Source organism: Rhizobium sp. 01T417, assembly GCF_056398905.1.
The window spans coordinates 18811-37628 of record NZ_JBFTQH010000027.1 but is presented as its reverse complement, the minus strand read 5'-3'; the positions used below and the strand labels follow the sequence as shown (position 1 = coordinate 37628).

Here is an 18818-nt window from a genome sequence, read left to right as displayed (position 1 = left end):
GGTGCATGGTCTGCCATCACCCAGCAACCCGAAAGGAAGTCTTAGATGGCCATTGCAAAAGGCTATGCTGCCACCGACGCGTCCAAGCCCCTTACGCCCTTCACCTTCGAGCGCCGTGAACCCAATGCCGATGACGTTGTGATCGACATCAAATTTGCGGGCATCTGCCACTCGGACATCCACACCGTCCGCAACGAATGGAAGAATGCGGTCTATCCGATCGTACCAGGCCACGAGATCGCCGGCATCGTCTCGGCTGTCGGCTCGGCCGTCACCAAGTTCAAGGTCGGCGACCGCGTCGGTGTTGGCTGCTTCGTCGACAGCTGCGTTGGCTGCGCAGCCCGCGACCTCGACCGCGAACAATATATGCCCGGCCTGGTCGGCACCTACAACGACTTCGAAGCCGATGGCAAGACGCGCACTCAAGGCGGTTACTCCGACTCGATCGTCGTCAAGGAAGGTTACGTCATGTCCATTCCGGACAACCTTCCGCTCGACGCCTCGGCCCCGCTGCTCTGCGCCGGCATCACGCTCTACTCGCCGCTGCGTCACTGGAATGCCGGACCAGGCAAGAAGGTCGCAATCGTCGGCATGGGCGGCCTCGGTCACATGGGCGTCAAGCTCGGCGCGGCCATGGGTGCTGACATCACCGTCCTCTCGCAGAGCCTTTCCAAGAAGGAAGACGGCCTCAAGCTCGGTGCCAAAGAATACTATGCGACCAGCGACGAGGAGACGTTCAAGAAGCTTGCCGGTACATTTGACCTGATCATCTGCACGGTCAGCGCCGAGATCGATTGGAACGCTTATCTTGGCCTTCTGAAGGTGGACGGTGCATTTGTGGTCGTCGGCATCCCGGAAAACGCGATCCCGGTTCATGCATTTTCGCTGGTCCCGGGCCGCAAGAGCATTTCCGGCTCGATGATCGGCTCAATCAAGGAAACCCAGGAAATGCTGGACTTCTGCGGCAAGCACAACATCGTCTCCGAGATCGAGACGATCAACATCCAGCAGGTCAACGAGGCCTATGAACGCGTTCTGAAGAGCGACGTTCGTTACCGCTTCGTCATCGACATCGCCTCGCTGGCAGCTTGATAATGGGAAAGGGCGGCCTTGAGCCGCAGGGCGGCCTTGAGCCGCCCTTTCTATGCGCTGCTATCGTCGCGCATCGTTTCCTTCTGGGTGATCAACCGCGCGCTGTGCTGGCCGCTCAGGTAAATCCAGAGCCAACTCCAAGCCACGGCAAAACGCGAACGCGTCCCGATCAGGAAATAGATGTGGGCGATGCCCCATATCCACCAAGCGATCCAGCCTTTCAGCTTGATCCGACCGAAATCGATGATCGCGGCACTTTGACCGATCGTCGCAAGGCTGCCCTGATGACGATATCGAAATGGCGGGAGTGCCGGCTTTCCCGCGAGACGCGCCCGGATCACCTTTGCAGCATAAGCGCCCTGTTGTTTGGCAGCCGGTGCAATCCCGGGCACGGGAGCACCTCCCTCCCGCGTGACAGACGCCGTATCGCCGACGACGAAAACATCCGGAAGTCCCGGTGCCGTCAGATCCTTCTCGACGACGACGCGGCCGGCCCGATCGGCCGGAACATCCAGCCACTTAGCGGCGGGTGAGGCCTGTACGCCTGCAGCCCAGACGATCGTGCGGCTCGGAATGAACTCCTCGCTCGTCTCGACACCGTCTGCCGTGCACTCCAGGACACGCTCGCCGATATGCAGCTCGACGCCGAGTTCCTGAAGGGCCTTGCTGGCATAGTCAGAAAGCTCCTCGGCAAAGGTCGGAAGCACGCGCCGCCCCGCCTCGACCAGCACGACCCGTGTCTTGCGCGTATCGATATTGCGGAATTCGCGCGGCAGGGTCCTGCGTGCAAGCTCGGCGATGATCCCGGCAAGCTCGACCCCCGTCGGCCCGGCGCCGACGATAGTGAAGGTCAATAATGCGTCGCGCGCAGCGGGATCGGCTTCGGTCTCCGCCCGCTCGAATGCGAGCAACATGCGCCGGCGGATCGTCGTTGCATCCTCCAGCGTCTTTAGGCCGGGGGCCACCGACTCCCAGTCGTCTCGCCCGAAATAGGCGTGCGTTGCACCCGTGGCGAGGACGAGCGTGTCATAACGCAACGTAGTGCCGTTACGTAAGGAAACTTCCTTTACGTCAGTATCGACACCTACGACTTCGCCTAACAGCGTCGTCACGTCCTGGCGGTCGCTATAGAGATGGCGAATGGGCCAGGCAATCTCGGAGGTGGAAAGGATTGTCGTCGCCACCTGGTAAAGGAGCGGTTGGAAGAGATGATGATTGCGTCGGTCGATCAGCGTGATCCGGACGCCCGCACCCTTCAGATCGTTGACCAACTGCAGGCCGCCGAAGCCGCCGCCGACAACCACAACATGGTGTTCGCTCATGAGCTGCCTTTCCGTGCCACTTCGTTATAGCCAATGTCGTTGGTCGCGCGCGGCTTTCAATCACTGTTTGGGCATAGCTCGCCTGCTCTGGGCGGTAGTCACGAATGCTCAATTTGGTGTCGGGGTCACTCAGTCTGCATAGGCAACAGGGATCGATGTCCCGCTTTTCAGCAATTCCATCGATATGGACGCTGACACATCGAAGAGTTCGATCTTGCGGACGATCTGCTTATAGATCACGTCGTAGTGCTCGACGCGTGGGAGCACGATCTTTAGAATATAGTCGTGGTTGCCGGTAAGCCGATGCGCCTCGACGATCTCCGGTATGCTGCTGATCGCCCGGCGAAACGCCTCGATCCACTCGTCGGCATGGTGTGCCGTCTTGATCAGCGCAAATACCGTCGTCGGCACGCCCATTTTCTCGCGGTCAAGCACCACGATCCGCCGCGCGATATGGCCGCTCTCCTCCAGCCGCTGGATGCGGCGAGAACAGGCAGAGACCGATAGTGCGACCCTTTCAGCAAGCTCCGTCACCGAAATGCCCGCATCGGTCTGCAAATATTCTAGGATTCGTCGATCGCGGTCATCAAGCATGGTGCCTCGGAAATTTCACGGCTGCAGTTTGCGCAGTTTGGAGATTATACGCAAAAATGCAGCGCCAATGAAGAGTTTGAGACAAAGAAAGCAAACCATTTGCGCGAGGTTCGATGCATGATCTCGCCACTACGAAATTCCAGACGGGAGCATAACAAAAATGCAGACAATCGGACTAATTGGCGGAATGAGCTTCGAAAGCTCGGCGGTCTACTATCGCCTGATCAATGAAATGGTACGCGAGCGCCGCGGCGGGCTCACGTCGGCTGACCTCCTGATGCATTCCGTCAATTTCGACGAGATCGTCTCCATGCAGAAGGCGGGTGACTGGGACTCTGCAGCAAGCCGGCTCGGCGACGTGGCTCTGCACCTGCAGATTGCCGGCGCCCGCTGCATGCTGATCTGCACGAACACGATGCATCTGATTGCCGATCAGGTCGCCTCCCGCATCTCCGTGCCGCTGATCCACATCATCGACGAGACTGCGAAGTCTCTGAAGGCAGCCGGGCGCAAGCGCCCGCTCCTGCTCGCCACACGATACACCATGGAACACGGTTTCTATGCCAATCGCATGAAGAGCCTGGGCGTTGACGTCGTGGTTCCCGAAGCCGCCGACCGCACGTCCGTCCATGACATCATCTTCAATGAGCTCTGCGCCGGCAAGGTGCTCGACAGCTCGCGCGACAAGCTCATGCAGATCATCGAACGCGAGCGCGCCAAGGGCGCGGACAGTATCATTCTCGGCTGCACGGAAATCTGCCTGATCCTTGACCCGAAGCATCTGCCGCTGCCGGGCTTCGACACAACCGAGATCCATGCTCGCGCCGCCGTCGAGTTCGCACTTGGCGACGAACAAGCACGCGTGATCGCGGCTGCTTGAGTCAACAAATTAGTTGACTCAGTCAAATAAAAGCAGGACAAAATCTCCTATCAGGAGGTTTTGTCCATGTCTGACCCTGGCTTGATCGACGCTGCCCGCGACTTCAATCGTTTCTACACGAGCTTCCTGGGGGTCCTGAACCGGGCCTACCTCGACACCGATTTCACGCTGACGGACGCGCGCGTCCTCTTCGAGATCGGCTCGCGCAAGGGCGTCACCGCGGTCGCGTTGGCACGCGACCTGCAACTCGACCCCGCCTATCTCAGCAGAATTCTCAAACGCTTCCGCTCCAATGGCCTGATTGAAACAACGGCCGATCCCGACGACCTGCGCAGTCAAATCATCAACGTCACCACCAAGGGACACGATCAATTCGAGGAACTGGGCCGTCGCTCCAACACTCAGATAGCAGAGCGCTTCGCTAACCTCGTCGACGGCGAACCGCAAAGCGTCGTAGCCGCGATGAGTGCCATTCGGGGGCTATTGGATCCCGAGGCCGCGCGCCCACCCTTGATCATCCGCGCACACCGGCCCGGCGACATCGGCTGGATCGTCCAAAGCCAGGGCAAGGCTTACGCCGGGGAATACGGCTGGGACATGCGCTTCGAGGGCCTCGTTGCAGAGGTCGCCGGCAAGTTCCTGGCGAATTTCGATCCGTCGAAGGAGTATTGCTGGATTGCCGAGCGTGGAGGCATCAACGTCGGCTCGATCCTTGTCACCAATGGTGGCGATGGCGTTGCGAAGCTTCGCCTGCTCTATGTGGACAAGGCGGCGCGCGGCCTCGGACTCGGCAAGATGCTGGTCGACGAATGCATTCGCTTTGCCAGGGCAAAGCAGTATCGACAGATATCGCTATGGACGAACGACATCCTGCATGCCGCGCGCGGCATATATTTGAAGGCCGGTTTCCGCCTTGTCTCCGAGGGGAGACACCGGATGTTCGGCCCTGAGGAAAACGGCCAAACCTGGGTTCTTGATCTCTGATTTGCTGCGTCGCAAAAGTTTCCCTTGATTTGGAAACGATCATTTCCTAATTAAGTCGACCATGACCACGGCGACCCTCACTGAAACGATCAGGACACGCGGCAGACCGCGCGAATTCGATCGCGACGCAGCGCTCGACAGGGCGCTCCAGGTATTTTCCGAGCGCGGCTATCATGCCGCGTCGATCAGCGAGCTTACCGAAGCCATGGGCCTTGCCTCCGGCAGCGTCTACAAGGCGTTCAAGGACAAGCGCGGCATATTCCTCGCAGCCTTCGACCGATACCGCGCTGTTCGTCGCGGCCTTCTGGACGCACGCATGGCGAAGGCCGCAACCGGCCGTGAGAAGATCCGCGAAGTCTTGGCCCACTATGCGCTCTCCTCGCATGGTGCCTCCGGTCGGTGCGGCTGTCTTGTCGTCAGCAGTGCGAACGACCTGGCGCTTTTCGACGAAGAGGCCGCAGACCGTGTCGCGGCTGCGTTTGCAGCCAACGAGGCGCTGATCCGCGATCTCCTCCGCCTCGGCCAAAGCGACGGCTCGATCGCCGCGAACGTTGACGTCGCCGCCACCGCCCGTACCCTGCTTTGCGTGACCAATGGAATGCGAGTGGTTGGCAAAACGGGGCGTAGCGAGGAAGAAATGGTCGCTGTCGCCGAGATTGCAATGAAACTTCTTGCGTAAATCGGGTTGCGACCGACCCGCCTCACGCGCAACCTTTTTGATGATCCGATAGCCCCGGAGCCTAATATGAGCCTTTCGACCACCACGCGGGAAACCGTCGCGCCGCAGACGATCTCGCCTTTAATGACGTTTCTTTTTGCGGCCGCCTGCGGACTGGTCGCGGCCAATCTCTATTACGGCCAGCCGCTTGCCGGCCCGATCAGCGCATCCCTCGGATTCACTCCGGCGGCAACCGGCTTGATCGTCACCCTGACGCAAATCGGCTACGGCCTCGGCCTTCTGCTGATCGTTCCGCTCGGCGACCTCCTGGAAAACCGCAGACTTGTGCTGACGCTGATCGCCATCTCTGCGGTTGCTTTGGTCGGCGCGGCACTGTCCTCGACACCGATGATGTTTCTACTAGCGTCGCTCTGCATCGGCCTTGCATCCGTTGCCGTCCAGGTACTTGTTCCCTTTGCCGCCCACATGGCGCCGGACGCTACGCGCGGCCGCGTCGTCGGCAACGTCATGAGCGGCCTGCTCTGTGGCATCATGCTGGCGCGGCCCTTCGCCAGCTTCGTTGCCGAAGCAACCTCCTGGCACATGGTCTACTTCGTGACCGCGGCGCTCATGATCGCGCTCGTTGTCATCCTGAGAGCCAACCTTCCGGTCCGTGTTCCCCACACCAGACTGAGCTACGGCAGACTGCTCGCCTCGATGGCGGATCTTGCCCTCCATTCGCGCATTCTTCAGCGTCGCGCGCTCTACCAGGCCGGGATGTTCGGTGCGTTCAGCCTATTCTGGACCACGACGCCCCTGCTGCTCGCAGGCCCTGAGTTCGGGCTGACGCAGAATGGCATCGCCCTGTTCGCGCTGGCTGGCGCGGCTGGTGCCATTGCGTCGCCAATTGCCGGGCGGCTCGCCGATCGCGGACTGACGAAGGCTGCCTCGACGCTAGCGATGCTGCTTGGAATGTCGGCCTTTCTCATCAGCCAGTTCGCAACCGATGGGTCGCTGACGGCGCTGCTTTTGCTGACCGCTGCAGCAATACTGCTTGATTTCGGCGTAACCACCAATCTGGTCTGCGGCCAGCGAGCCGTCTACGCGATCAGCGCCGAGCATCGCAGCCGCCTGAACGGTCTCTACATGGCGACGTTCTTTACGGGCGGTGCGATCGGATCCGCCGTGGGCGGCTGGGCCTACGCGACCGGCGGCTGGACGATGACCGCGTGGATCGGCTTCTGCTTCCCAGCCTTTGCGTTCCTTCTGTTCCTGACGGAAGGCCGCGGCCGGCAGGCAGTCTCAGAGGCTGGCTGAATCGAATCGGAGCCGGGCGGCGCGAACCGCGTCATGGTTTGCCTCCGCCCAGTTCAGTAGCAAGGCGAGCGTGCTGTAAAGCGAGCGGCCGAGATCAGTCATCCGGTACTCGACGCTCGGCGGTTTCGTCGGAAACACTTCCCGCTCGATGTAACCGTCACGCTGCAGATCCCTTAGGGTCTGTGTCAGCATGCGCTGCGAGATATCCGGAATCATCCGCCGTAATTCGCCGAAGCGATACGGACGTTGCGACAGCGCCTCGAGCATCAGTGTCGACCACTTGCCGCCAATCTGCTGCATCATGTCCCGGACCGGGCAATTGTTGAAGTCGAGGTTGCTGAGATCGACGTCTCGACGAATGCCGGGGGCCTTGTTCTTCAGGTTGACGACGGCGCCACTCATTCTTGGTTCCCTTTTGGTAACGTAGAGCCAAAAAACTGCCTTCTTTACAGCGCGCAGTCAATTCCTAATCTAGAGCTACTCTCTTTTTGAGACCAACAGCAAACCCAGAGGAAAGACACATGAGCGAGACCATTCTCATCACGGGTGCGGCCGGCCAACTCGGCCAGCGGATCATCCATCACCTGCTTGAGACCGAAAAGGTTCCAGCGGCAAATATCATCGCCGCGACGCGCCATCCGGCCAAACTCGCGGACCTTGCCACAAAGGGTGTCATCACCCGCAAGGCCGATTTCGACGACGCCGCCTCGCTCGAATCTGCCTTCAAGGGCGTCGATCGGTTGCTGATCATCAGCACCGACGCACTCGCCGTCCCCGGCCTACGTCTCAAGCAGCACAAAGCGGCAGTGGACGCGGCAGCAAAGGCAGGCGTGAAGCACATCGCCTACACCTCGATGCCCTCGCCCGATAAATCTCTGGTGACCTTTGCACCCGATCATCTTGGCACCGAGAATGCCATGAAGGCCACTGACATCCCCTACACGATCTTTCGGAATGCCTGGTACATGGACAACTATCTCCATGGCATGCCGCACAATCTCCAGTCGGGAAACTGGTACACGAGCAGCGACGGCGGCAAGGTTGCGAACATCTCGCGCGAAGACTGCGCGCGGGCAATCGCAGCGTCCCTTGCCTCCGGCAGCGATGAAAGCGCGACCTATACGCTGACCGGAGCCGAATCGCTGAGCGCCGACCAGATCGCCGCGGTCCTCTCCGATGCGGTTGGAAGGCCGTTGAAGGCCGTCAGCGTCACGGATGAGCAGCTTGGCCAAGGCATTCGCGGCGCGGGTCTTCCCGATTTCGTCGCGGACATGCTGGTCTCAGCCGACGCCAACATCCGCGCCGGCAACTTTGATCTGGTAACGGCGGATTACGAGACGCTGACTGGCAACAAGCCTCAAACGCTCAAGGGCTTCTTCGTCGCACACAAGACCGCCCTCACGGCCTGAGTCGGTCGATAAAGCCCGCTTCGCACCACCGGAGCGGGCTCACTCATGCAGTTCTCAGATCTTCTGGCCGCATGCGCGGCAGAACCGCCGAACCGTTTCGGCCATGCCGAATTCCAGCGCGTCCGCCGTCAGCCCGTGCCCGATGGACACTTCCGCGAGTTTCGGAATGCGCTTTAAGAGCGGTGGCAAATTCGCAACCGTCAGATCGTGCCCCGCATTGACGCCCAAGCCGATCGCCAGCGCCGCGTCCGCTGTCTCACCTAGCGCCTCGAGGATTGGCCCTACCCGTTCAGGCGCATCGTAGCAGCCGCCATATGGCCCCGTATAAAGCTCGATCCGGTCAGCACCGACCGCCTTGGCAATCGCGACGGCCTCGGCGTCCCCATCGCCATCGGCAAACAGCGATACGCGCGTGCCCATCTTCTTCAGCCGCGCAATGACATCAGTCAGGAAATCGCGGTGCTTGCGGAAATCCCAGCCATGATCAGAGGTCGCCTGTGAGGGGTCGTCCGGAACCAGCGTGACCTGCTCGGGTGCCACCCCAACGCAGAGATCGAGAAACTCCTCGGTGGGATAGCCCTCGATATTGAATTCGGCGTTTGGAAATTCGTCATCGATCAGATTGCGGATGATGGGCAGGTCCGAGAAACGGATGTGTCTTTGGTCGGGTCGCGGATGGACCGTCAATCCGCTCGCGCCGGATTGCAGCGCAATCCGCCCCAACCCCTCTACACTGGGCCATGGAAGATCGCGGCGGTTGCGCAGCATCGCGACGGCATTGAGATTGACGGAAAGCGTAGTCTGCATGGCGGGATTCCACTGAAGCGAAGGATGATCGTTTCTAAGCCAACGAGTCGGCATCGGCCAACGAGATTCGTACATGGATGCATGTGAATCTGTGATGACGCGAGCGTTTGGTCCGTCAACGCGGCGGCTGAATGTAGATCTGGTTTGTTCTTCGCGCTTTAAACGATCAAGCGTTTCTCCAGCGCTGATTTCTCGCGAGAAACGCGTCACCTGGGGCAGCTTTCCCGCCGGATTGCGCTGTAAATTAAAAGTCACTAAATTTGATACTAACAAAATACGTCAATCACGAGTAACGTAAGCTCGCGATATCGAAGCAAACACCGCCAGTTGCTTTGATGCCTGAACAGGAACGATCAAGAAGGAACCCCACTCAACCGCACCCTTTTTGCAATTTGCAGACGCACAATGAGCACAACGGGAGGGACCATGGCAGAAGGTTACAAGCAGGATTTCACGTCAGACCTCGCGACACAAACACGAGCGCGGCACCGTTTTCTTCCTTCTGCGGCGCTCCGCCCCGCAGATTTGCCCCGCGGGCGAGTTCCGATCGCCGACATGGCCAATGCCTTTGGCGTCACCCACCGCACACTCCACTTCTATGAGGAAAAAGGGCTCATTTCGGCCAGCCGAATCGGCCTGATGCGCGTCTATGAACCGGGCGACGTGATGCGCATGGCTGTCATCAACGCCTGCCGCGAGGCTGGAATGGCGGTTGCTGTGATCCAGGATTTGATGAGCGACCTCATAGAAGCCGAATCGCAGGAGGCTGCCGAGGCTCTGTTTCGTGACGCGCTCGTGACCCGCAAACGCGAACTCAGCGCGGAAATGTCCACATTGCATCGGCAGATGCAGCAGGTGAGCGACCTGCTCGACCGCGAGGCAGCCGAGGAGCAGCTTCTCAACGATAATCAGAGCGGCTCGATGCTCACGGATCAGGAGTTGCGGTGCCTGGCGCTGATGGCGGCAGGGCTTTCCACGCAGCGTATTGCGCGCACCCTCGACCTTCGAAATGACGATGCACAGTCACTTGAGGCCGGCATCATCCAGAAATTCCACGCCAACAATCGTTTTCAAGCCATAGCCAAGGCCGTCATGCTCGGCGTCGTCCAGGTCTGACGCCCCCGGAAAATCGCCTAGCGCACAATCGTCAGGGTTTCCGCCGCGCGCGTGATCGCTGTATAGAGCCACCGTTCGCGTGTATCGCGGAATGCCCAGCTTTCATCGAACAACACGACGTTGTTCCACTGCGAACCCTGCGCCTTGTGCACCGTCAGTGCATAGCCGTAGTCGAATTCGTCGTAGCGCTTGCGCGTGTTCCAGGGAATCTCACCCTCGACATCCTCGAAAGCCTGCTTCAGCAGTTTGATCTTCGCCGCGCCGCGATCCATGTCGTCATCCTCGGGCCGGACCAGCAGGTTGATGCCAGGCTTCGTCGTCTCCTTGGACGACGTCATCACCTGCCAAAGTGAGCCGTTGAGCAAGCCCTTTGCCGGATCGTTGCGCAGGCAGACAAGCTTGTCGCCCGTTTGCGGATATTCGGTCGCAAAACCCTTCAGCTCGCGAAGACGCTGATTGTATCGGCGTCGCGTGCGATTCGTGCCGACGAGCACCTGATCGGCATCGAGGACCAGCGACTGGTTCACCTCGCCCTTCGAGATGACCCGCGCGGTACCGTAGTCTCCGTAGCTGACTTCGTTGCCCTCACGCACCTGCATTGCAAGCTGGATGATCGGATTATCGCGCGCCTGGCGGTGAATGTCCGTCAGCAGATAGTCCGGTTCCTGATTGGTGAAGAAGCCGCCGCCCGACACCGGAGGCAGCTGCCCCGGATCTCCAAGCACCAGGATCGGTGTGCCGAAGCTCATCAGGTCGCGGCCCAAAGCCTCGTCCACCATCGAGCACTCGTCGACCACGATCAGCGCAGCCTTGGCGACTGGGCTCTGACGGTTGATGGAAAACATCGGCGCAATGGAAGTTTTGCCCGTCTCCTCGTCCTCGACAGCCTCCTCGCCGCGCGGACGATAGATCAGCGAATGGATGGTCTTCGCGTTGCTGGCGCCGCGCGACCGCAGCACCTGGGCCGCCTTGCCCGTAAACGCGGCAAACAGTACGTCACCATCCACATACTCCGCGAAATGCCGCGCAAGCGTCGTCTTGCCCGTACCGGCATAGCCGAACAGACGGAAAAGCGGTGTCCGCCCTTCCTTCAGCCATTGGGAAACGGCCCTGAGGGCTTCATCTTGTTGCGGAGCAAATTGCATCGTGGATCGACTTGGCAGGATTCGCCTGACATAGGCAACCCTGAAATCCGCGCAAGCGGGCAATCGAAAGGGAATAAAATCGGCATCGATGGTGTCTCATGTCAGGCAACGCAATCAAGCGTGCCCTACACGTGAGGAGAGAGCCCATGAAATCCGCAAAGATGCTGATCGCCTTTGCCATTGCATCCGCCGCCGCAACGTCCGCATTTGCGGCCCCGCCCGTCAAGGCCGTAAAGTCCACCAAGGGCGAGGTTCTTGCCGGCGAAAACGGCATGACCCTCTATACCTTCAAGAAGGATAAGATGGGTGTCTCCAATTGCTACGACGATTGCGCCAAGAACTGGCCGCCGCTGAAGGCCGCTAGCGACGCGAAGCCGGAGGGTGCATATTCGATTGTCGAACGGAAAGACGGCAGCAAGCAGTGGGCCAAGGACGGCATGCCGCTTTATTTCTGGGTGAAGGACAAGAAGATGGGCGATATCACCGGTGACGGTGTCGGCGGCAATTGGGATCTCGTCAAACAGTGAGCGAAGCGACGTGAAGGCACCAGGTCACGACACGTTCGAGGGCCAGATCCTGGCCCTCCTTCCCTCGCTCAGGCGTTACTCGCGGAGCCTCACCCGCTCCGATGCAGACGGGGAAGACTTGCTGCAGGATTGCCTCGAGAAGGTGCTCGCCCGTCACGGACAATGGCGGGGGCTGAACCTGCGCGGCTGGGTGCTGACGATCATGACGAACCTCTATCGCAACAGCCGTCGCCAGACGGGTCGCGCGCCGTTCGTGGAACTCGATGGCGCCGAGGACATCGTATCCGTCGATCCCGCTCCCGATCCGCTCGAGCGATCGCGGCTGGAGGATGCATTAAACAGCCTTTCGGAAGAAAACCGCGCTGTGCTGATGTTGATTGTCATCGAAGGCTATACCTATCAGGAGGTTGCGACCGCACTCGACATCCCGATCGGCACGGTTATGTCGCGCCTGTCACGCGCACGCCAACGGATGGGAGAGCGCATGAAGGCAGACAATGTCATTACGCTTCGGAGACCGAAATGAACGAGATCAACCAGACCGTGACCGAAGCGGATCTTCACGCCTTTGCCGACGGGCAGCTTCCCGAGCAGGCCCGCGCACGCATCGAGGCGTGGCTCACTGACAATCCGGGCGATGCAGCCAGAGTGGCGGAATGGTCCGCGCAAAATGCCGAGATCCGATCGCTTTTCGCGGACTATGAAAAATCCACGGACGCCGACATAGCGCTCGTCACTGGCCGGACACGCCCAGCAAACTGGCCGAAGCGCCTGGCGGCGGTGGCTGCGATCATAGCGGCTTTCGGCCTGGGAGCCTTGAGCGGCCACTACGGCCCAGCACTGTTTCAAAAACCGGATCTGCAACTGACGGAACTCGAAACCCTGCCCAACGAAGCCCGCAACGCCTTCCTGGTTTATGCCGGTGAAGTCCGCCATCCCGTCGAGGTCTTTGCCAATGAGGAAGCCCATCTGGCGACCTGGCTCGGCAAGCGGCTTGCCATTCAAAACTTGCGGGTTCCGAACCTGCAGGAACTCGGCTTCAAGCTGGTCGGCGGGCGACTGTTGCCCGTCGAGGGCAGGCCGGGTGCAATGTTCATGTACGAGGATCCGGCCGGCGAACGACTGACGGTCCTCGTCGGGCGCAAGGCTGATAACAGGTCGACCAGTTTCCGCTTCGCGTCATCGGGCAATGTCGAAACCTTCTACTGGATCGACGGCGAACTCGGCTACGCCGTTACCGGCGAGATTCCGCGCGATGTGCTGAGAAAAGTCGCCGAGGAATGCTACAGGCAGTTTCCGTCGTAAGCCTCAGCGCAGCGGGTCGTTGGCAAGCTCGATCGGCTTGCCGTGCGGCGTCGCCTCCGCCGCCCGCTGCCAACTCTTCTGCAGATCGAGGATCATGTCGGCGTCAGCGACGCCGAGTTTGACGAGAATTGCCGAAAGCGCCGCCACCCAGCAATCGAAATAGTCGCTGCCGTCTTCGGCGCGGCCGGGCTGGTGCAATTCCCGTGATAGCGTCTCAGCCCATTCGTTCCACGTAAACAGGCCCCGTTCGTGCAGATGCACTGTTATCGCGAAGGCTTCCGCAGCCCATGGCTCAGGAAAGACCGGCTCTCCATCGGGCGATTTCGGCAGCTGCGGCGATTGCGCCAGCGGCGACCGCGTCTCACACTGGCTCAAGATAGCTCTCCCAGGCATCGATCGAGATGCAGAGCGTCGGATCCGCTCCCTCACCCCAGATTTCGCCGCCGTCGAACAAGACCGTATAGACCCATTGAGGGTTCTCGCCCTTCCCATGGGCGTTGTCGTCGGGGAAGACGAAGGAGCCTTGAACAGCTTCTACCACGCCCAATTTTGAGCGTGCATAGCGCGGCAGCCGCGTATGTGTCGTCGGATTGAAATTCCTGGTTCGAACACTGTCCCCCACGGAGAAGCGTGGCGGCGTCGCCACCGGTCGGTCGCAGGGACCACCCTTGGCGAGCACGCCTGCCACCATGTCGGCCTTCAGGACACGCTTCGGCGTCGCGCCATCCATTTGCTTGTGACCGGCGTTGATCTCCTCGGCCGTCACAAAGCCATGGCGCCGCAGCAGCACCTCCAGCGCCCGCGTCCAGATCTCGTAGTAGCTCGCGCCAAGATAACTCGCCGGTGGAATGCTTTCGCGCGTATGCCGGCTCTCGTCGATATTCCAGGCGCCAAAGGCGCCGCTGGAAAGCGTAAGGCCGAGCGCACGCTTCTCCCACTCCGCATGGAAATACGGCTCGTCCCTTTCGGGCGCGACAGGGCCGAAACCCATCTGACCGCCAAGGTCGTGCGGGCCGTTCATGCCGCATCTCCTGGCGCGGCAGCCAATCCCGTTCCGATCATCGCATCGCGACTGACGAGATCTGCAAGCTGCTCCTCGCTCCATCCATCCGTGCCCGCCGGCCGCTCCGGAATGACCAGATAGCGGAGCTCCGCCGTCGAATCCCATACGCGGATCTTCTTATCCTCGGGCAAGGTCACGCCGAATTCGGCCAGCACCCCGCGCGGATCGATAACTGCCCGCGAACGGTAGGCGGGGGCCTTGTACCACACGGGCGGCAGGCCGAGGACCGACCAGGGGTAACAGGAGCAAAGCGTACAGACGACGAGATTATGCGTCTCGTCCGTGTTGAACACCGCGCGCATGTGCTCGCCCTGACGCCCGGCATAGCCAAGGCTCGCGATCGCCGCCGTCGCGCCGCGCCGCAGCCACTCCGCGAATTCAGGATCGTTCCATGCCCTGGCGACGACACGCGCACCGTTTCGTGGGCCGACCTTGGTCTCGTAGGTCTCGACGATCGCATCGATCGCCGCCGGATCGATCAGTCCCTTCTCCGTCAGAACCGTCTCCAGCGCCCTCACCCGCGCCTGCATGTCGGTATAGCGGTTGTCATGGTCATGGTCGTGGTCGTGATGGTGATCGTCGTCGTGCACGAGATAATCCTCCGCCAATTGGCGGCTTATCTTTAAGCGCTTGTAGCCGGAGCGCCAAGCCCCACTCAGGATGTCGTCGAAGCCTGCCGCAAGCTCTATTTCAGCATCGGCCAAAGGCTGAGCACCAACAACACGGCCATGGTGATGTTGAACCATTTGAGCCGGACGGGATCCGACAACCAATCACGCAGAGCCGAGCCGAACCCCGCCCAGGTCGACACGCTCGGCAGATTGACCAGCGCGAAAGCGAAGCCAACGATCAAAACACTCGCAAAGTAGATATTCGGGATCGTGTAAGTCGCCATCGCGGTAACAGCCATGACCCATGCCTTCGGGTTGACCCACTGGAAGGCTGCCGCCGACAGGAACGACATCGGGCTGACACCGCTCTTGCCTTCGTCTAGCGACCGTGAAGTCGCAATCTTCCAGGCGATCCACGCAAGATAGGCGCCACCGGCAAATTTCAGCGTCAGATAGAGAGCCGGCACCGCATGCAGCAGCGCCCCAAGCCCGAATCCGACGCCGATCAGCAGCGAGAAGAACCCTGCCCCGATCCCCAGCATATGCGGAACGGTGCGCCGGAAACCGAAATTCACGCCCGATGCGAAGAGCATCATGTTGTTGGGGCCAGGCGTTATCGATGTGGTAAAGGCAAACAGGACGAGTGCCAGAAATGTATCCAGCGGCATGAGACCTCTCGGAGGCCCGCGGTTGGTCCGGCGGGACTTTTCGATTTAGGTCAATCTAACTGACCTAAATCCACCGCTCCATGCTATCATTGTCATGGTGACACGATTGGTTGAAAGATTGGCGCGCCTCCCAATCTTCTTCGAAAACCGGAACGACCATCATGCGAGACGACGCCATCCCAACCATCAGCTTTCCCAATGGTGCAGAGGTTCCAGCCATCGGCCAGGGCACCTGGAACATGGGAGAGAGATCTTCCGAGGCCAGGAGCGAGATCGAAAGCCTGCGCGCAGGCCTCGATCTCGGGATGACGCTGATCGATACCGCGGAAATGTATGCCGACGGCGGCGCGGAGAAGATCGTTGGCGAGGCGATCCGGGGCAGACGGGATGAGGTGTTTCTCGTCAGCAAGGTGTATCCTTGGAACGCCACCCGGACGGGAACGATCGCAGCCTGCGAACGCAGCCTATCGCGTCTCGGCACGGATCGGATCGATCTCTATCTGCTTCACTGGCGCGGCGACCATCCGCTCGCTGCTACCGTCCAGGCTTTCGAGGAACTGAAAGCATCCGGCAAGATCGGCGCCTGGGGTGTTTCCAACTTCGATGCTGACGACATGGAGGAACTGCGGACCGTTCCCGCCGGAGGGAACGTCGCAGCCAACCAGGTTCTCTACAACCTGTCACGCCGAGGCGTTGAATATGATCTGCTGCCCTGGTGTCAGGAACGTCGGATCCCGATCATGGCCTATTCACCGATCGAACAGGGGCGCATTCTGCATCATCCGGAACTGATCCGCGTCGCCAAGGCCTATCAGGCAACGCCGGCGCAGGTGGCACTTGCCTTCCTGCTGGAACGCGACGGCGTGATCGTCATCCCGAAAACGTCGAACGCTGCCCGCGCCGCCGAAAACCGGGACGCAGTCTCGCTCGACATTACCGACGAGGACTGGGCGGCGCTCGATGCCGCTTTCCCGCCTCCGGCAAGAAAAAGGCCGCTGGAGATGCTCTGATCTCCAGCGGATTTTGATGGCGCGGGTTGGCACTAGTGCCGGCAAGGGCCGCGATCAGGCGGCTTTTATGTCGGGGCTACCCCCATATACCGGATAATCAGTGTACCCTTCGGCGCCACCGCCGTAGTACGTCTCACGGTTCGGCGTCGCCAACGGCAGGTCCCGCCGCAATCGCTCGACCAGATCGGGATTTGCGATGAACGGCTGGCCGAAAGCAGCGAGATCAATAAGGCCGTCCTGCAGGAACTGCTCTGCACGGCGCTTGTCGAGAGAACCGGCAAGAATAAGCGTGCCCGAATAGCTCTCGCGGAACTTGCGCAGAAAATCCCTCGAAAGAGCCGGAGCGCTGGCAAGCCCCTGATCCTTCAGATGCACATAGGCAAGTTTGCGTTCAGCAAGCGCAGTCGCAAGATGCAGGTAGGTTTCCTCGATCAAAGGATGGTGCGGCATGTCGAACAGCTTGCCGAACGGCGAAAGCCGGATACCGACCTTCTCGGCACCAATCCGCGCCACCACCGCGTCGACAATCTCCAGCACGAAGCGCGTCCTGTCTTCGACGTTGCCTGCGCCATATCGGTCGGTGCGGTCGTTGATCAGAGTATTGAGAAACTGCTCCAGGAGATAACCGTTGGCACCGTGGATCTCGACGCCGTCAAATCCGGCGGCAACGGCATTGGCCGCAGCATTCGCAAAGTCGTTTACGACCCTTGCGACCTCGTCAGTCCCAAGCGGTCGCGGCACGCTGGCTTCAACGAAACCGGCAACACCTTCGTCGTTGAACGCGTAGGCCGTGCTCTTATCGTCGCGCGCCGGCTTGGCGCTGGAACTGACCGGCTGGCCGCCAGCCGGCTGAAGAGAGGTATGCGACATGCGGCCGACGTGCCAGATCTGCGCAAAGATCTTCCCGCCTTCCTCGTGCACGGCCTTCGTCACGCCCTGCCAGCCGCGAACCTGATCGTCCGACCAGATGCCGGGGATAAAGGCGAAACCCGTTCCCTCTTGCGAGATCGGCGTTCCCTCGGAAACAATCAGACCGGCGCCGGCGCGCTGGCGATAATACTGGGCGGTCTGCTCGTCGGCGATACCGTCCTTCGCCCTGGCCCGGGTCATCGGAGCCATGACGACACGGTTACGAAGCTTCTGGCCGCGAAGGTCGTAGACTTCAAAGAGAGACTTCATGAGCGCTATTCCTCAATTCGGTTGATTATCATCGACCAAACAGATATCTCTGCCGCATTCAGAAATCCAACAGATGGAAATCATGATGTCGATCGATCACGCTCATATATTGAAGTTCGACCTGAACCTGCTGGTTGCCTTTGATGCCCTGATGAGCGAGCGCAACGTCACGCGGGCGGCGCAGCGTATCGGCACATCACAATCCGCCTTGAGCCACAATCTCGGCCGCCTGCGCGCGCTTCTATCGGATGAACTCTTTGTTCGCTCGGCGCGTGGGATCGAACCAACGCCAAGGGCGCAGGAACTCGCGGAGACCGTCAGCGGCATCCTGTGCACGATCCAGTCCCGCCTGATCGAGCCCGAGCAATTCGACCCGGCAACGGACGAGCGAACCTTCACGCTCGGAATGACCGACTATCTCGAAAGCCTGTTGATGCCGCCGCTTCTCGCTTCCGTTCGCGAGCAGGCGCCACACGTCAATTTCGTGATACGGTCGCTCGACCAGGATTATCCCGCGGATCTACTGGACAGCGGCGAGATCGACCTCACGATCGGCAAGGTGGAAACCGGCAACGAACTCCATAAACGCCGCAAGCTCTGGTCCGAGCATTATGTCATCCTCAGCAATCCCGAGACAACCGGCCGCTCCGGCATGATCGACCTCGAGACGTTTCTCGCGACCCCGCAGGCCGTGATCGTCAGCAAGGACGGCCGCTGCCGCCTTGTGGACGAAGTGCTAGCTGAGCGTGGATTGAAACGACGCGCAGCAGTGACGACGCCGCACCTCTTCACGCTGCCGATCCTGGTTCGGGATACGCACGTACTTGCCGCGGTGCCAGCAAGCTTCGCCCGTGCCTGGGCGCCGGTGTTCGGCCTCGCCATCAGCCCAGGACCGGTGGACATCCCGCCCTATGACATCTCGCTTGGATGGCACACCTCGTCCGACCGCAACGCCGGGCACGTCTGGCTACGCCAACAGGTCCTTGCGGCGCTCGAGCCTGTCCGCGCCAAGGTCCTTCAGGCGAATGCAGGATCCGATATCGCCTTGGTCGCCGCCGAATAGATCGCTCGGATTGTCACCGGATTGCCGGAATGGGAGAAGTACCGGGCGCCCTGGCGTCCGGTACTTGT

General features: G+C 60.4%; 22 protein-coding genes. 12 read left to right on the top strand and 10 right to left on the bottom strand.

Going from position 1 to position 18818, the window contains the following annotated elements:
• Positions 1-45 precede the first annotated feature (45 nt).
• On the top strand, positions 46-1092 hold the full coding sequence (locus tag AC1DPR_RS22680) for an NAD(P)-dependent alcohol dehydrogenase (protein ID WP_113471418.1): 1047 nt from the start codon (positions 46-48) through the stop codon (positions 1090-1092).
• A gap of 50 nt (positions 1093-1142) precedes the next feature.
• Here AC1DPR_RS22680 and AC1DPR_RS22675 read toward each other — a convergent pair whose 3' ends face one another.
• Positions 1143-2414, bottom strand: a complete 1272-nt coding sequence (locus AC1DPR_RS22675) for an NAD(P)/FAD-dependent oxidoreductase (protein ID WP_018858651.1) — start codon at positions 2412-2414, stop codon at positions 1143-1145.
• A gap of 129 nt (positions 2415-2543) precedes the next feature.
• Complete coding sequence (locus AC1DPR_RS22670) at positions 2544-3008, bottom strand: Lrp/AsnC family transcriptional regulator (RefSeq protein ID WP_018858652.1); 465 nt, start codon at positions 3006-3008, stop codon at positions 2544-2546.
• Between the two features lie 160 nt (positions 3009-3168).
• Here AC1DPR_RS22670 and AC1DPR_RS22665 point away from each other — a divergent pair, with 160 nt between their 5' ends.
• The 4 genes from AC1DPR_RS22665 (at position 3169) to AC1DPR_RS22650 (ending at position 6847) form a co-directional block, all read left to right on the top strand.
• Complete coding sequence (locus AC1DPR_RS22665; protein WP_018858653.1) at positions 3169-3888, top strand: aspartate/glutamate racemase family protein; 720 nt, start codon at positions 3169-3171, stop codon at positions 3886-3888.
• A 66-nt stretch (positions 3889-3954) separates the two neighbouring features.
• Positions 3955-4872 (top strand): bifunctional helix-turn-helix transcriptional regulator/GNAT family N-acetyltransferase, encoded by a 918-nt coding sequence (locus AC1DPR_RS22660; RefSeq protein WP_018858654.1) that lies wholly within the window; start codon positions 3955-3957, stop codon positions 4870-4872.
• Between the two features lie 61 nt (positions 4873-4933).
• Positions 4934-5551, top strand: a complete 618-nt coding sequence (locus AC1DPR_RS22655; protein WP_018858655.1) for a TetR/AcrR family transcriptional regulator — start codon at positions 4934-4936, stop codon at positions 5549-5551.
• Between the two features lie 66 nt (positions 5552-5617).
• A complete protein-coding gene (locus AC1DPR_RS22650; protein ID WP_112661148.1) occupies positions 5618-6847 on the top strand; it encodes an MFS transporter in 1230 nt (409 codons plus the stop codon).
• Here the strand turns inward: AC1DPR_RS22650 and AC1DPR_RS22645 are convergent.
• Entirely contained in the window at positions 6833-7249 is a 417-nt protein-coding gene (locus tag AC1DPR_RS22645; protein ID WP_018858657.1) for a winged helix-turn-helix transcriptional regulator, read from the bottom strand. The genes AC1DPR_RS22650 and AC1DPR_RS22645 overlap by 15 nt on opposite strands.
• 119 nt (positions 7250-7368) lie before the next feature.
• Between AC1DPR_RS22645 and AC1DPR_RS22640 the strand changes: the two genes are divergently transcribed.
• The gene (locus tag AC1DPR_RS22640) at positions 7369-8256 is read left to right on the top strand and encodes an SDR family oxidoreductase (RefSeq protein WP_113471417.1); all 888 of its coding nucleotides are present in this window, start codon (positions 7369-7371) and stop codon (positions 8254-8256) included.
• Positions 8257-8310: 54 nt separating this feature from the next.
• Here the strand turns inward: AC1DPR_RS22640 and AC1DPR_RS22635 are convergent, their stop codons facing one another.
• Positions 8311-9063: a pyridoxine 5'-phosphate synthase gene (locus tag AC1DPR_RS22635; protein ID WP_113471416.1), complete on the bottom strand. Its 753-nt coding sequence runs from the start codon at positions 9061-9063 to the stop codon at positions 8311-8313.
• 426 nt (positions 9064-9489) lie between these two features.
• Here AC1DPR_RS22635 and AC1DPR_RS22630 point away from each other — a divergent pair, with 426 nt between their 5' ends.
• On the top strand, positions 9490-10179 hold the full coding sequence (locus AC1DPR_RS22630; protein WP_113471415.1) for a MerR family transcriptional regulator: 690 nt from the start codon (positions 9490-9492) through the stop codon (positions 10177-10179).
• A 17-nt stretch (positions 10180-10196) separates the two neighbouring features.
• Here the strand turns inward: AC1DPR_RS22630 and AC1DPR_RS22625 are convergent, their stop codons facing one another.
• Positions 10197-11324 (bottom strand): ATP-dependent DNA helicase, encoded by a 1128-nt coding sequence (locus AC1DPR_RS22625; RefSeq protein ID WP_018858661.1) that lies wholly within the window; start codon positions 11322-11324, stop codon positions 10197-10199.
• Positions 11325-11470: 146 nt separating this feature from the next.
• Between AC1DPR_RS22625 and AC1DPR_RS22620 the strand changes: the two genes are divergently transcribed.
• The 3 genes from AC1DPR_RS22620 to AC1DPR_RS22610 are packed head-to-tail and all read left to right on the top strand — an operon-like array spanning position 11471 to position 13156.
• Entirely contained in the window at positions 11471-11851 is a 381-nt protein-coding gene (locus AC1DPR_RS22620) for a COG4315 family predicted lipoprotein (protein ID WP_018858662.1), read from the top strand.
• Positions 11852-11861: 10 nt separating this feature from the next.
• The gene (locus AC1DPR_RS22615; RefSeq protein WP_113471414.1) at positions 11862-12377 is read left to right on the top strand and encodes an RNA polymerase sigma factor; all 516 of its coding nucleotides are present in this window, start codon (positions 11862-11864) and stop codon (positions 12375-12377) included.
• Positions 12374-13156 carry an anti-sigma factor family protein gene (locus AC1DPR_RS22610; RefSeq protein WP_018858664.1) on the top strand — a complete coding sequence of 261 codons (783 nt, stop codon included), beginning with the start codon at positions 12374-12376 and terminating at the stop codon, positions 13154-13156. Before AC1DPR_RS22615 ends, AC1DPR_RS22610 begins: the two co-directional genes overlap by 4 nt.
• Before the next feature lie 3 nt (positions 13157-13159).
• Here the strand turns inward: AC1DPR_RS22610 and AC1DPR_RS22605 are convergent, their stop codons facing one another.
• From AC1DPR_RS22605 to AC1DPR_RS22590, 4 genes are all read right to left on the bottom strand, one after another.
• Positions 13160-13531 carry a nitrile hydratase accessory protein gene (locus AC1DPR_RS22605; protein WP_113471413.1) on the bottom strand — a complete coding sequence of 124 codons (372 nt, stop codon included), beginning with the start codon at positions 13529-13531 and terminating at the stop codon, positions 13160-13162.
• Entirely contained in the window at positions 13518-14177 is a 660-nt protein-coding gene (nthB, locus tag AC1DPR_RS22600; RefSeq protein ID WP_018858666.1) for a nitrile hydratase subunit beta, read from the bottom strand. The genes AC1DPR_RS22605 and nthB overlap by 14 nt, the downstream gene beginning before the upstream one ends.
• A complete protein-coding gene (gene nthA, locus AC1DPR_RS22595; protein WP_026371980.1) occupies positions 14174-14809 on the bottom strand; it encodes a nitrile hydratase subunit alpha in 636 nt (211 codons plus the stop codon). Before nthA ends, nthB begins: the two co-directional genes overlap by 4 nt.
• 95 nt (positions 14810-14904) lie before the next feature.
• Positions 14905-15498, bottom strand: a complete 594-nt coding sequence (locus AC1DPR_RS22590) for a LysE family translocator (protein WP_018858668.1) — start codon at positions 15496-15498, stop codon at positions 14905-14907.
• A 161-nt stretch (positions 15499-15659) separates the two neighbouring features.
• Here AC1DPR_RS22590 and AC1DPR_RS22585 point away from each other — a divergent pair, with 161 nt between their 5' ends.
• Positions 15660-16508 (top strand): aldo/keto reductase, encoded by an 849-nt coding sequence (locus tag AC1DPR_RS22585; RefSeq protein ID WP_018858669.1) that lies wholly within the window; start codon positions 15660-15662, stop codon positions 16506-16508.
• Between the two features lie 54 nt (positions 16509-16562).
• Here the strand turns inward: AC1DPR_RS22585 and AC1DPR_RS22580 are convergent, their stop codons facing one another.
• On the bottom strand, positions 16563-17687 hold the full coding sequence (locus AC1DPR_RS22580; RefSeq protein ID WP_018858670.1) for an alkene reductase: 1125 nt from the start codon (positions 17685-17687) through the stop codon (positions 16563-16565).
• A gap of 85 nt (positions 17688-17772) precedes the next feature.
• Here AC1DPR_RS22580 and AC1DPR_RS22575 point away from each other — a divergent pair, with 85 nt between their 5' ends.
• The gene (locus tag AC1DPR_RS22575) at positions 17773-18750 is read left to right on the top strand and encodes a LysR family transcriptional regulator (protein ID WP_477817224.1); all 978 of its coding nucleotides are present in this window, start codon (positions 17773-17775) and stop codon (positions 18748-18750) included.
• The last annotated feature ends 68 nt before the right edge of the window (positions 18751-18818 follow it).

What these genes read in the sequence shown, in the direction of transcription:
- AC1DPR_RS22680 (WP_113471418.1), top strand. Translation starts at nt 46, where the DNA reads ATGGCCATTGCAAAAGGCTATGCTGCCACCGACGCGTCCAAGCCCCTT.
- AC1DPR_RS22675 (WP_018858651.1), bottom strand. Translation starts at nt 2,414, where the DNA reads ATGAGCGAACACCATGTTGTGGTTGTCGGCGGCGGCTTCGGCGGCCTG.
- AC1DPR_RS22670 (WP_018858652.1), bottom strand. Translation starts at nt 3,008, where the DNA reads ATGCTTGATGACCGCGATCGACGAATCCTAGAATATTTGCAGACCGAT.
- AC1DPR_RS22665 (WP_018858653.1), top strand. Translation starts at nt 3,169, where the DNA reads ATGCAGACAATCGGACTAATTGGCGGAATGAGCTTCGAAAGCTCGGCG.
- AC1DPR_RS22660 (WP_018858654.1), top strand. Translation starts at nt 3,955, where the DNA reads ATGTCTGACCCTGGCTTGATCGACGCTGCCCGCGACTTCAATCGTTTC.
- AC1DPR_RS22655 (WP_018858655.1), top strand. Translation starts at nt 4,934, where the DNA reads ATGACCACGGCGACCCTCACTGAAACGATCAGGACACGCGGCAGACCG.
- AC1DPR_RS22650 (WP_112661148.1), top strand. Translation starts at nt 5,618, where the DNA reads ATGAGCCTTTCGACCACCACGCGGGAAACCGTCGCGCCGCAGACGATC.
- AC1DPR_RS22645 (WP_018858657.1), bottom strand. Translation starts at nt 7,249, where the DNA reads ATGAGTGGCGCCGTCGTCAACCTGAAGAACAAGGCCCCCGGCATTCGT.
- AC1DPR_RS22640 (WP_113471417.1), top strand. Translation starts at nt 7,369, where the DNA reads ATGAGCGAGACCATTCTCATCACGGGTGCGGCCGGCCAACTCGGCCAG.
- AC1DPR_RS22635 (WP_113471416.1), bottom strand. Translation starts at nt 9,063, where the DNA reads ATGCAGACTACGCTTTCCGTCAATCTCAATGCCGTCGCGATGCTGCGC.
- AC1DPR_RS22630 (WP_113471415.1), top strand. Translation starts at nt 9,490, where the DNA reads ATGGCAGAAGGTTACAAGCAGGATTTCACGTCAGACCTCGCGACACAA.
- AC1DPR_RS22625 (WP_018858661.1), bottom strand. Translation starts at nt 11,324, where the DNA reads ATGCAATTTGCTCCGCAACAAGATGAAGCCCTCAGGGCCGTTTCCCAA.
- AC1DPR_RS22620 (WP_018858662.1), top strand. Translation starts at nt 11,471, where the DNA reads ATGAAATCCGCAAAGATGCTGATCGCCTTTGCCATTGCATCCGCCGCC.
- AC1DPR_RS22610 (WP_018858664.1), top strand. Translation starts at nt 12,374, where the DNA reads ATGAACGAGATCAACCAGACCGTGACCGAAGCGGATCTTCACGCCTTT.
- nthB (WP_018858666.1), bottom strand. Translation starts at nt 14,177, where the DNA reads ATGAACGGCCCGCACGACCTTGGCGGTCAGATGGGTTTCGGCCCTGTC.
- AC1DPR_RS22590 (WP_018858668.1), bottom strand. Translation starts at nt 15,498, where the DNA reads ATGCCGCTGGATACATTTCTGGCACTCGTCCTGTTTGCCTTTACCACA.
- AC1DPR_RS22585 (WP_018858669.1), top strand. Translation starts at nt 15,660, where the DNA reads ATGCGAGACGACGCCATCCCAACCATCAGCTTTCCCAATGGTGCAGAG.
- AC1DPR_RS22580 (WP_018858670.1), bottom strand. Translation starts at nt 17,687, where the DNA reads ATGAAGTCTCTCTTTGAAGTCTACGACCTTCGCGGCCAGAAGCTTCGT.
- AC1DPR_RS22575 (WP_477817224.1), top strand. Translation starts at nt 17,773, where the DNA reads ATGTCGATCGATCACGCTCATATATTGAAGTTCGACCTGAACCTGCTG.